General features: G+C 48.6%; 7 protein-coding genes. 1 reads left to right on the top strand and 6 read right to left on the bottom strand.

What is annotated here, in order from left to right; genetic code table 11:
• Positions 1-123: 123 nt before the first annotated feature.
• From QUB64_RS32990 to QUB64_RS17605, 6 genes are all read right to left on the bottom strand, one after another.
• Positions 124-273: a hypothetical protein gene (locus QUB64_RS32990; RefSeq protein WP_442921669.1), complete on the bottom strand. Its 150-nt coding sequence runs from the start codon at positions 271-273 to the stop codon at positions 124-126.
• A gap of 27 nt (positions 274-300) precedes the next feature.
• Positions 301-792, bottom strand: coding sequence for a hypothetical protein (locus QUB64_RS17625; protein ID WP_333272162.1), 492 nt, complete (start codon positions 790-792; stop codon positions 301-303).
• A gap of 222 nt (positions 793-1,014) precedes the next feature.
• Positions 1,015-2,865 carry a PAS domain-containing sensor histidine kinase gene (locus QUB64_RS17620; protein ID WP_333272160.1) on the bottom strand — a complete coding sequence of 617 codons (1,851 nt, stop codon included), beginning with the start codon at positions 2,863-2,865 and terminating at the stop codon, positions 1,015-1,017.
• 206 nt (positions 2,866-3,071) lie between these two features.
• A complete protein-coding gene (locus QUB64_RS17615; RefSeq protein ID WP_333272157.1) occupies positions 3,072-6,182 on the bottom strand; it encodes a sensor histidine kinase in 3,111 nt (1,036 codons plus the stop codon).
• A 177-nt stretch (positions 6,183-6,359) separates the two neighbouring features.
• Positions 6,360-6,557 carry a hypothetical protein gene (locus QUB64_RS17610; protein ID WP_333272154.1) on the bottom strand — a complete coding sequence of 66 codons (198 nt, stop codon included), beginning with the start codon at positions 6,555-6,557 and terminating at the stop codon, positions 6,360-6,362.
• Positions 6,532-8,166, bottom strand: coding sequence for a serine/threonine-protein kinase (locus QUB64_RS17605; RefSeq protein WP_333272151.1), 1,635 nt, complete (start codon positions 8,164-8,166; stop codon positions 6,532-6,534). Before QUB64_RS17605 ends, QUB64_RS17610 begins: the two co-directional genes overlap by 26 nt.
• 535 nt (positions 8,167-8,701) lie before the next feature.
• On the opposite strand from QUB64_RS17605, the gene pheT reads away from it, so the two are divergent.
• Complete coding sequence (gene pheT / locus QUB64_RS17600) at positions 8,702-11,146, top strand: phenylalanine--tRNA ligase subunit beta (RefSeq protein ID WP_333272148.1); 2,445 nt, start codon at positions 8,702-8,704, stop codon at positions 11,144-11,146.
• Positions 11,147-11,188 lie beyond the last annotated feature (42 nt).

The following is an 11,188-nucleotide window of genomic DNA, read 5'->3' as shown; positions in this document are numbered from 1 at the left end:
GGGGCATGGGGCTTGGGGCATCTTGCCCGCGCGCGAAGTCTACGGGTGGGCATGGGGCATGGGGCATGGGGATGGGGCATTAGTTAGGTAGAAAATCACCAATTCCCAATTACCAATTCCCAATTACCAATTACCAATTCCCAATTCCCAATTCCCAATTCCCAATTCCCAATTCCCAATTACCAATTCCCAATTCCCAATTCCCTGTTTGCCCGATTCCCCATGCCCCATGCCCCATGCCCAATTCCCAATTCCCCATGCCCCATGCCCCATGCCCAATTCCCCATTCCCAATTCCCCATTACCCATGACTGATGAATCTAATTGTTGTCATCCGATTGTATAAGTCTGGGGCGGTGCGAATGATTTTTCTCAGAAGTTCATCTGTTACCCAAAAGACGACGGGGAAGGCAAATTTTTTGCTGAATTCGCTGCATACTAGGTTGGTAGAAGTCAGCAATCGATCGATCGACTCTACTGACTCCAAACCGAGGATCATTAAAGCTGGAGGCGTTTCGCCGTCTACTTCTGCTGTGATTGTGGTGTAGAGAGATGTCGCCGATTTTGACAAAAACAGTTGGCGCGGTTTCTGGGCACAAGTTACTTGCAGGCGATCGACTATTTGCTGCCGCAAAGCCAGGGAGTTGCAGTGGACTAAAACGAAAGAAAAGTAACCTTGGGAAAGACGGAGCGCCCGAATTAAAGTTGAGAACGACCGCTCGTTATATTTGGCTGAGTCGTACTGAGCTGCATCGTCTTTATCTGTATTTTCTGAGCTGTTCTCGACAAACATAAATTGCAGGTCTGCGATCTAATTTTAGATTTTTTCTAGATTAAATGTTATTTCTAAAGAAAATCGGAAGGTCGAACAAAAAGTTTAGTCTAACAATCGCGTGATTATAGCACTGCTGTAAATGAATATCAATAGTGCGATCGATTAATTTTGCTTGACCCGCACGCAACGCACCTGCAACAGTAAAACCCCATTATCTAATGTAGTTAAACATACAAAAAATTACAGATAATTTTCAGCTAGGGGCAAAGTAAACCAAAAAATGGCTCCAGCACCGGGACTGCTAATTACCCCAATTTCCCCGCCGTGAGCGCCAATAATTTGCCTACAAAGGTATAGACCCAAGCCCAAACCGACTGAGTGTCTGGCTCGATCGCCCCTAACGTAAAGGTCAAACAGATGTTCGCACTGTTCCGGCAATATTCCCGCTCCGTCATCTTCAACTGTACAGCAAATCATGCTACTTGATGAATTGGTAATTGGGAATTGGTAATTGGGAATTGGGAATTGGGAATTGGGAATTGGGAATTGGGAATTGGGAATTGGGAATTGGGAATTGGGAATTGGGAATTTTTCGATATTTTGTTTTGCTTCACTTGGATTTATCGTAATTTGTTTCGCCTTGATTAATTGAGCCGAAACCGTTAAATTTAGTCCCGGCAGATTGTGTTTCAAAGCATTAGCAATTAAATTAGAAAACACGCGCCACAACTGAGTATTGTCAGCATTCACAGCGGGCAACTCATCTGGAACCAAATTTGTAAAAGTAGCTTGCGCCTCATTCATTAAAGGTTCCAAATCTGCCGCCGCCGCTTCAACTACTGCCCTCAAATTCACCCGATCGCAGTGCAGAACCAAACCGCGCAATTCCCCGGCGTGAACTTCCAACAGCGAATTTATCAATCGCAATTGCTGCTCGCTACCTTGAATCATCCGCTCCAAAATAGAACGGGGAATTGCGATCGAATCCCCTGTTTTCGTCTGCCAATTTTTCAGCACCATTAACATTCCCGCCACCGGGTTGCGCAAGTCGTGAGAAAGAGCGTGAATAAACAGCCGCTGCGATTCTTGTGCCTGTTTCCGCTGCGTGATATCCTCAATTAAACCCTCATAATAAAGCACGGAGCCGCTGCTATCCCGTACCGCCCGCGCTTTCTCGGAAATCCAGACAATACTGCCGTCACGGCGGTAAATTTGCGACTCAAAATCCGAGACTGTGTTGCTTTCCGCGATCGATCGCAAAAACTGATTTCTGCGTGTCGGATCGACGTACAACTGTCGCTCAATATCAGTAAACTTTGCCGTCACTGCTTCCGGGGAATCGTAGCCGTAAATCCGCGCCAAAGCTGGATTTGCAGTAATATAGCGGCCGTCGGGAGTGCTTTGAAAAATTCCCTCGCCGGCATTCTCAAAAATGCTGCGGTACTTCGCCTCCGCCACCTCCAATTTTTGATAAGCAGATTCCAACTCGCGCTTGGTACTAAACTCGGCTCGTTGCAGACATTCGTACCAGTAAACTGACAAATCGCAAATCAAACAAAACCAAAATAAATATAAATAAAACCCGCTCAGCCTAAACGCAGTATACTTAGCAAAATTTAGATTGAAAATCAAATTTATGCCGACGTGGCAGAACAAAACACCGAGTTGAGAAATTAGGTGAAGGCGCCAGCGAACGGGCATCAGCGTAGCTTGAGTGAGCAACGCTAAACTCCAAGTTAAAATTGGTAATTCCCCGACTTTTGCTGCGGCTAACCCAATCTGCACAACGACAGTCAGCGACCACGAAAAACCTAAAAATAGTAAACCGGGATAGCGCTTGCCGATCGATGTTTTTTGCAACACCAAACAGGTCAGCAAACCCAATTCTACAGCAGCGCTAGTGTACAAATAAACAATTTTAAACTCCCGGGGAGCGAAGATTGCTTCGCCCAGAAGATAGACAATTATTGTGAAGGCAAAAAAGATGGCAATTCGCACCGCAGGGCGCAGCCGATCTCGTAGGAAGCGATCGCGCCACACCTCATAAACCGTTAGCGCCTCAACAGATTTTTTGTTGCCCAAATAGCTCATACTATTTTAGATTTTAGATTTGGGATTTAGGCTTGAAGAATAGAAGATTGAACAATTGATGAATTGAAGAATTGAAGAATTGGGTTGATAGCGATTGTCTGAGTTGAATCCGCCCTCAAACGGATACAAGCGCCAGACTGTTGTCGTGGATAGATCAAAATTTTAGAGCCTAGTTAAACCTCCCACATTCATCTGTAAAGTAAATCTCAAATCGAAAAATGGAAAATCTCAAATCGACTGACAGTCGGTAACGAAAACCAGAAAGTCGAGCCACCTCCGGGAGTGCTTTCGACGCCGATGAAGCCGCCGTGAGCTTTGATAATTTGCTTGGAGAGGTAAAGCCCCAAACCCAGCCCTGTTAATTGTCGGCTATTGGGGTCTTGAACGTAAAGTTCAAACAGAGATTCCCGCTGTTTGGCGCTGATTCCCACTCCATTGTCTGTTACAGTGCAGCGAACCATTTTTACGGTAACTTCGGGCAATTTGCTGCTGTTATTGCCAATTTGACCCTGATAGCGGGGCAGTTGGTAACTGCCATCGAGGTGAAATTTGGCCCGGGTTTCTTGATTTTTTGGGGTGTCGAACATCCCCGTGCGATCGTCCGCAGCAGAAGGGAAATTAGGGATACAGCGGGCTACGGGAGTATTTGGGGAAGCAAAAACCTGTGAATTCCCTTCAAAAATTAGGGCTTTTTCTACTTCAATTACCTCGGCTTTAAAAGTGATCTTGACTCCCGGAGGATTGTGTTTGATTGCATTAGTCAGCAGATTTTCCAGCACCCGCTGCAAGTGTTTGCTGTCGGCATTGACTGGCGGCAAATTCGCCGGGATTTCCTGAATCAAAATTGCTTGATTTTTGAGCAGCATCGGTTCTAAATCGGCAACAATTGCTGAAGTCAAAGACTGCAAGTGCAGCGGTTCTGTCTTGAGAACAATCCCTTTCACCTCGCTAGCGTGAGCGTCGAGCAGGGAATTAACCATCGTCAACTGGTGTTCGCTGGCTTGAACGATGCGCTGCAAAATCGATCGCGAAACCGGAACATCCTGTATAGACTCACAGGCCGATTTGTTGAGCAAATTTTTCAGCAGTATTAACATTCCCATCACTGGGGTGCGGAGATTGTGAGAAACTGCGTGCAAAAATAAATCTTTGAGGCGGTTGCTTTCTTGCAGTTCGTGCATTTTTTGTTGCAGTTGGCGGGTGCGTTCCTCCACTTGAGATTCTAAGTTAGCATTGAGATCTTTTACCTGCTGCAAAAGTTGGGCTGAAGAGAGGGCGATCGCGACTTGGGTAGCGAGTTTTTCTAATAAATCAATTTCAAATTCCTGCCACTGGCGGGGCCCTGAACACTGGTTGACGGCCAAGATTCCGAACAATTCATCCCCGAGGACGATCGGCACATTTAACGTCGCCCGAATTTGATAGTCGCTGTATAATTGGGCAATTCTATCGTTGAGTTGGGCGGTAGCAGTATCGGAGACAGCTCGGACGCGGTTGTGAGCATAAAAAATTTTCTGCTGTTCCAGGTGATTCTCGTCAGCGAGCACCCACCCTATAACAGAACGGCATTCAACAGCCACCGACTCAGCCACAACCTTACCGTACACCGGGTTAGCAAGATTTGCCCCGCCCGCGTTCACAATACCGATGAAAGCGCGGTCTGCCTTGAAAAATTCCCGCACTTCAGCAACAGTAGTGTTGAGAATTGCTTCGAGGTCGAGGGAGTGGCGAATGCGCAGGGCCATTTCTGAGAGCAGGCGATCGCGCTCGGAGGAGGCCCGCAAAGCCGCTTCCGCGCGGTGGCGTTCGGTAACATCCTGGACTGTAGCGGCGATGACGTTTGAATTAATCGCCGACTGTTCGCAGACAGTGCGTTCGGAGCCGTCGGCAAGCACAATTCGGTAGTTAATGCAATAGGGTTGGCGATCGAACATCGCTTGACACTGCGATCGCGCCACCAATTCTCGGTCTTCTGGATGTACCGCCTGCAAAAAAACGGATGGTGTTGGTTTGACAGTTCCTGGAACAAAACCCAAGAGTCGGTAAAGCTGATCCGACCACCGCAATTCGATATTGGATATATGATGTTCTGCGGATGCTGGGCAGCTTTCAGTTGGCTCGACGGCGGCGCAATTTAAATCCCAATTCCCTAACTGAGCGATGCGCTGAGCGTTGGCTAAACTAGCGTGAGCGTCGCGCAACAGAGCCGCCGTGCGGTGCAATTCCACGAGCGCTTGCTCGCGTTCAGCCACAGCAGCAGCCAACATCAGAGCGACAATGGCGATCGTACCAGTAAAAGCTTGTAAAAATACAACCGCCTGTTGCAGATTTTCGCTTTTGACCAGAAACGGGCCGCCTCCCTGCACCGCTCCCAAAATCGCGATGCAAGACACGATCGAATAAGCAAAAATTGCTCCCGGCGGTTGAAACCGCAGGGCTGCCCAAACTATCAGAGGAAAAGGCAGATATTCCAGCGGATACAGAGCGATCGGCGCCTGTGTTTTCGAGCAAAAAACTAGCCAGCTCACGCTCAACAGCAGAATAAATAAAATGAGTGCTTCTAAATAATCAGAAATTAAAAATATAATATTATAGCGATTTTTGGCTGGATTTGATATAGTTAAATAATGAGCAGTTAACGATTGATAATTTGCAATTGATGATTCATAATTAGCAACTGACAATTGGCACTTGAGCCAGTTAAAAAATGACAAAAAATCAGTGATAATGGGAGGATTTATGGGAGATTTAAAACTTTTAATAGCGTGGTGTAAAGTCAGCAACACTGGCGTGACAATTAAAATTCCCATCCCGTCTCCGAGCCACGTAGTCCACCAGTTGCGAGAGAAATTGCTCCACTGAGCCCAACCAAAAATGCAGGTGCCCAAGTTCCCGAGGGTAGAACCGAGGAAAGTAGATCCGATGACAGCGCCAGCCACCAAACTCAGAACATCTCGCAGTCGATCGAGCTTAGTACAAAATCCGCTGCGGCTGAGCAGGGCTTCCCCAGCCAGCGCTTGCAGGGTAACGGTAAAAGCCGATGTGACAATGACAGCCGACGGTATACCGGCGGTAGAGTTTAACAGCACGGAACCGAGAGTAATTCCCGGCCACATCCGCCGCCCTGAAAGCAGCAATGCCGCCAGAGCAATGCCGGCGGGCGGCCACACGGGGGAGGCTTCGGCTTTCACCAGTCCCAGTATGGAGGCTGCGAATTTTCCGGTGACAAAGTAGGCCAGGCCCAGGATGCCGGCGTGCAGAAGGGGTCGAGTGCGACGGTTGAGCAGTTTCATTTTTGGTGCGATCGAATCCTCCATTGCTACTTTTTAATTTAGGCGGCTTTGGGCGATCGAGCTTCCTCCAGAGGAATCACCTGACTGGGCGAAGGGGAGAGGGGGAGATTGGGGGAGGGGAGAATGGGAGAGGGGGAGAAGGGGAGAGAGGGAGATTGGGAGAGAGGGAGAGAGGGAGAGAGGGGGAGAATTGCCCAATGACTACTGACTAATCTCTCTACTGACTAATGAATAATGACCTGTTTGGCCGATGCCCGATGCCCTGTTTGGCCGATGCCCTGTTTGGCCGATGCCCGATGCCCTGTTTGGCCGATGCCCTGTTTGGCCGATGCCCTGTTTGCCCGATGCCCCATGCCCCATCCCCAATGACTTCTTAAAACCCAAAACCCCGCTTACCATCCGGCTTAGTAGTCAGCCAATTTGTCTTTGCACTTGCGAGTTGTTCCTCACTAACTGTAGCGTCAGTCAGATTCGCGCCGCACAAATTAGCACCCCGCAAATTCGCCTTGCTCAAATAAGCGCCCGTCAAGTCAGCACCTCGGAAATCCGCGCCTTCAAAATTGGCAGTGCTGCAATAAGCTTCAGTCAAATTTGCTCCTCGCAAATTCGCCTTAATTAACCTCGCGTGGCCCAAATTCGCCCCCGACAAATCCGCTGCTTGCAAATTTGCCTTCACCAACCTAGCCTGATAAAAATTCCCCCCCGCCAACTGCGCTTTTGGCAGTTGCAAACCCGACAGTTCGCAGTCAGCAAAATCGCGTTTACCTTTAAAATATGCCGCTCGCAAGCTGCTGCTGTCCCACTTCACAACAGCTTTCGTGACCTTTGGCGCTGCTAAATTGCCGTTGGAAAATGCGGCAGTCCCGAAGGTTCTGCCAGACTCAGCCAGAGTCCGAGAAACTCTGGGCTGCATCCCCGTGTTTCCCGATTGGCCGAAGGAAGTTCTACTGCGGATGCTTTGCTTTGTCGATCGCAAATCTTGACCGGCTTTCGCCTGGGGCGAGGGCCACGAAGTAGCCTCACCGTTAAATATCGTCGGTTCTTCAACTGTGTGGCTAGAGCCGTTGAATTGAGTTGCCAAGCCGTCGCAAAGGTCTGCGTCTTCAAATTCGCCATTCAGAGCTTTGACGACATCTGCTGCGGATTGAAAGCGGTGGCTAACGATCGGCTTGAGCATTTTCTCAAGAATCCGCGCAAAATTTGGGCTGACCTGAACGTGGGGCTGCCAAACAATTTCCCCGGTAACAGCATCAAAATCTAAATCCTTGGGCGACTTTGCTGTCAGCAGGTACAAGCAAGTCATGCCCAAGGCGTAGATATCGCTAGCAAATATCGGTCGCAGCGCCATTTGTTCCGGGGGAGCAAAACTAAACGTGCCGACTGAAAATTTCGTGTTGGCGCTTTGGTCAGCGGGGTCTAATAATATTGTTTGGCTAACTTGGTCTTTTACCGCTCCGAAGTCAATCAGAACTAAGTGATGGTCTTGAGCGCGGCGAATAATATTTGCGGGTTTAATATCTCTGTGAATTACTCCTTGGCTGTGGACGTATTGCACTACTGACAGAATTTCTAATAGAAAATTTTTAACATCTGATTCGTTGAAACGCCCTGAGTGTTTGACTTCTTGTTTCAAAGTCGAGCCTTTCACATACTCTTGAACCAAGTAAAATTGCTGTTCGGTTTCAAAATAGTCCAGCAGCCTCGGTACTTGCGGGTGGTCGCCGAGTTGGCCGAGGGTTTTCGCCTCTCGCTTGAATAATTCCCGCGCCATTTCTAAAACTCGCGGCGACGAACTACTCGGTCGCAGTTGCTTGACCACGCAACTCGGTTGACCGGGCAAAGAGATGTCTTTTGCCAGAAATGTAGCTCCAAAACCTCCTTGTCCTAAAGGTTCAATGACTTGGTAGCGAGCGCGCAGCAATAACCGCGCACCACAGGTCTGACACTGGAGAATAGAGTCAGGAGGGTTTTGAGGATGTGGACAGCCCGGATTTACGCAGTAGCTCATGTTGATTGAGTTTGCCTATATTTTTCTGATTTTGTCAGCGATCGCTCGACTGCACAAATTCCCTTAAACCGCATCTGCTAGAAATACTGCTCTATCAGTTGCCGGCGGGTCGTGCATCCGGTTGCGAATTGGAATTGCACCTAAGTCTTTTAGGCCGATATCTTTTCCCTATTTAAATTATCTCGCTGCTGTGAGTTTTTTCGGTAGATTATCCTTGAAGATAGTTTAAAGACTTGCTAAAGTTGCCCTTTTTTGTGTAAAGTCTTTCTAAACTTAGGTGCTTTTTGCGCTGTTAGATATCTCTAGCATACCTCATGTTCTGAATGAGAATGTTACTCATCTCACAGCAGCCATCCACCTTTGAGGCGATCGCTCATTTTTGCTGGTGTATATCACGATAGCCTTGACAAATTTTAACTCATGTGGTATTAAAAGCATTCCAGAATAAATTCTGGGGCTGCACAGTCGAAGCCGGCCGGCGCAGACTGCTGACCGAATAACTACCGAACACGACAACTAATCTACTGACAAAATTATGCGTATTTCTCTAAACTGGTTGCGGGAATTGGTGGATGTGACAATATCCCCAGAAGAATTAGCCGAAACTCTGACAATGGCCGGATTTGAAGTCGAAGAAATCGAAGACCGCCGCCCGTGGGCCGACGGCGTAGTATTGGGCAAAATAGTTGCGATAGAACAACATCCCAATGCCGACAAATTGAGAGTTTGTCAAGTCGATGTCGGCAAACCAGAAGCCTTAAATATTGTTTGCGGCGCCCCCAACGCGAGGGCAGATATTTACGTGCCAGTCGCCGTTGTTGGCACTTTTTTATCGACAATCGATCTAAAGATTAAACCAGCTAAATTGCGCGGAGTTCCTTCGGAAGGCATGATTTGCTCTCTCGCCGAATTGGGCTTGTCTAAAGAATCAGCAGGAATTCATATCTTCGAGTTAGAAAATCCCGAATTGGGCAGCGATATTCGCCCGCTTTTGAGTTTAGACGATGTGATTTTAGACTTGACAGCAACTGCCAACCGTGCAGATGCTTTGAGCATGGTGGGGGTAGCGCGGGAAGTGGCGGCGCTAACTGGCGCTAGTTTGAGAATTCCTGAAGCTAATAATGTGGCGATCGCAGGGGAAGCAAGTGTTAATTTAGCAGTAGAAATATCGGAACCGCAAGGATGCCCGATTTACATCGGTACGGAAATTTCAGGAGTAAAAATTGCACCGTCTCCAGCTTGGTTGCAGCAGCGATTGCAAGCGGCGGGAGTGCGGCCGATTAGCAATGTGGTTGATGTCACTAATTACATTTTACTGGAATGGGGACAACCGCTGCACGCTTTCGATCGCGATCGCCTGCAATCATTCACCGGCACTTCGGACATCAACATCGGCGTGCGCTTTGCTAAAACAGGGGAATCCTTCAAAACCTTGGACGGACAAAACCGCAATTTGCAACCTCAAAACTTGTTAATTACTGCTAGCGACAAACCTGTAGCCTTAGCTGGAGTCATGGGCGGCGAAGATACGGAAGTGCACGAAGCAACCCAAAATTTAGTCTTGGAAGCTGCGATTTTCGACCAAGCCACGATTCGCCGTTCGGCGCGCGCTCAAGGGCTGCGGAGCGAGGCATCGATCCGCTACGAACGGGGGGTGAATCAAGCTGCCTTGACGACGGCGTGCGATCGCGCTATTAGCCTAATTTTGCAGTTGGCTGGCGGTACTGCGACGGTACAGAAAACGGCGAGTTCGGGGGAAAATTTGAGTTGGTCGCGATCGCTCGAATTGCGTCTCGATCGCGTAAACTCAGTCTTAGGACAGTTGAAAAGAGGAGCGACCGGCGGTTCTGCATATCTGGAACCGGAGGAAGTAAAAAATATCCTCACGGCTTTGGGCTGCGAAGTGACTGCGACGGAAAAAGAACGAGTTTTGGCGATAACTATTCCTGCTTACCGCTACCGGGATTTAGAAAGAGAAATCGACTTAATCGAAGAAGTCGCCAGACTCCACGGCTACGACAACTTCTGCGATACTTTACCCAGCGAAACAGAACCCGGTTATCTATCTCCAGAATACGCGCAATTACGGAATGTGCGATCGGCTTTTCGGGCGGCCGGCTTGACAGAGTTGATGCACTATTCCTTAGTAAAAACCGAGGGAGAAAATCAAGTTGTGCTGGCGAATCCGTTGTTTGTCGAGTATTCGGCTTTGCGGACTGAAATGCTGTCAGGCTTGATTGATGCTTTCCAGTACAATTTGGAGCAGGGAAGCGGCGCGCTCAACGGTTTTGAGGTCGGACGCATTTTTTGGAAAGAAGGAGACTTAAAGAAAGAAGCAGACGCCGTAGCGGGGATTATTGGCGGCGACCCGACCATGTGGAAATGGCAGCAAGGTGGGCGCGATCGAGCTTTGACTTGGTTTGAAGCAAAAGGTGTCCTAGAAAGCGTGTTTCAGCAGTTGGGTTTGGCGGTGGAATATGCAAGCGATTCCTCTAACGAGCGCTTGCATCCGGGCCGCACAGCCGCGCTATCATTAAACGGGAAGCGCTTGGGAATCTTCGGACAATTACACCCGCAATTGCAGCAGGAAAAGGGTTTGCCGGAACAGGTTTATGTGTTTCAATTAGATTTAGCCGTGTTGTTGGATGAATTAGGGCGATCGAGCAATGCGACTCGCAAATTCGCGAGTTATTCGAGTTTCCCGGCTTCCGACAGAGACATCGCATTTTTCGCACCCGTAGAAGTTCCGGTGGTGGAGATGCAGAGTGCGATGAAGCGGGCGGCTGGTAGCTTGCTGAATTCGGTGGAACTCTTCGACGAGTATCGCGGGGAAAACGTACCGGCGGGCCAACGTAGTTTAGCATTTCGGTTGATTTATCGATCGGGCGATCGAACACTCAGCGAAACCGATGTCGAACCAGCCCAACAAAAAGTCCGCTCTATCCTTGTCGAAAAATTCGGAGTCAGCCTCAGAAGCTAATTGTAGGGGCGCAAAAAGACTGAGAAACCGGGTTTCTACCAA

It is taken from the genome of Microcoleus sp. Aus8_D2 (genome assembly GCF_036702665.1).
Classification (GTDB): Bacteria; Cyanobacteriota; Cyanobacteriia; order Cyanobacteriales; family Microcoleaceae; genus Microcoleus.
Note: the sequence above shows the minus strand (reverse complement) of the source record. Positions and strands in the feature narration are given on the sequence as shown.

Bases quoted from the DNA above. Each gene is read 5' to 3' on its own strand.
- QUB64_RS32990 (WP_442921669.1), bottom strand. From the start codon at position 273: ATGGGGCATGGGGCATGGGGAATTGGGAATTGGGCATGGGGCATGGGG.
- QUB64_RS17625 (WP_333272162.1), bottom strand. From the start codon at position 792: ATGTTTGTCGAGAACAGCTCAGAAAATACAGATAAAGACGATGCAGCT.
- QUB64_RS17620 (WP_333272160.1), bottom strand. From the start codon at position 2,865: ATGAGCTATTTGGGCAACAAAAAATCTGTTGAGGCGCTAACGGTTTAT.
- QUB64_RS17615 (WP_333272157.1), bottom strand. From the start codon at position 6,182: ATGGAGGATTCGATCGCACCAAAAATGAAACTGCTCAACCGTCGCACT.
- QUB64_RS17610 (WP_333272154.1), bottom strand. From the start codon at position 6,557: ATGGTAAGCGGGGTTTTGGGTTTTAAGAAGTCATTGGGGATGGGGCAT.
- QUB64_RS17605 (WP_333272151.1), bottom strand. From the start codon at position 8,166: ATGAGCTACTGCGTAAATCCGGGCTGTCCACATCCTCAAAACCCTCCT.
- pheT (WP_333272148.1), top strand. From the start codon at position 8,702: ATGCGTATTTCTCTAAACTGGTTGCGGGAATTGGTGGATGTGACAATA.